The 639-nt window shown below is 54.9% G+C and carries 1 protein-coding gene; it reads right to left on the reverse strand.

Features of this window, described 5'->3' with window-relative positions:
• The coding region (locus FVB9532_RS19335) for a CLIPPER-2 domain-containing protein (RefSeq protein ID WP_150546820.1) at positions 1 to 639 on the reverse strand (639 nt) is incomplete at both ends.

Below are 639 nucleotides of genomic sequence, written 5' to 3' on the forward strand. Positions count from 1 at the left end.
TGGTTGGAAACATTTCCGTTGTCCACATCGGCCTGGGTGACCGTATAGGTCGCCGTAAAGCTCGTATCATCTACTGCGCCGGGGGACAGACTCGGCAAGTTGCCGCTTACCCCTACCAGTGGGTCATCAATGCTGATGTCCGTTAAGGTCACATCTCCCGTATTGGTTACCGTGAACACATAATCGATCGTCTCGCCCGCCTGCGCAAAGCCATCGCCGTTCTCATCATTGAAGGTCGCGGTCTTGATCAAGGCTATGCCCGGGTTTTGGTTGAACGGGGTCACCGTCGTATCGTCTTCGGTAGTACTGCTACTGCTCGATAGGTCCTCGGTGGTCTGGGGGTTCCCGTTGCCATCGGTATAGTTACCTGTGGCAGTCGCCTGGTTGGAAACATTCCCGTTGTCCACATCGGCCTGGGTGACCGTATAGGTCGCCGTAAAGCTCGTATCATCTACTGCTCCCGGGGCAAAACTGGCCAATGGGCCGCCCGATACACTTACCAGTGGGTCATCAATGCTGATGTCCGTTAAGGTCACATCTCCCGTATTGGTCACACTAAAGGCGTAATCGATCGTCTCGCCCACCTGTGCAAAGCCATCGCCGTTCTCATCATTGAAGGTCGCGGTCTTGATCAAGGCT

It is taken from the genome of Mesonia oceanica (genome assembly GCF_902499555.1).
In the GTDB taxonomy this organism is placed as follows: domain Bacteria; phylum Bacteroidota; class Bacteroidia; order Flavobacteriales; family Flavobacteriaceae; genus Mesonia; species Mesonia oceanica.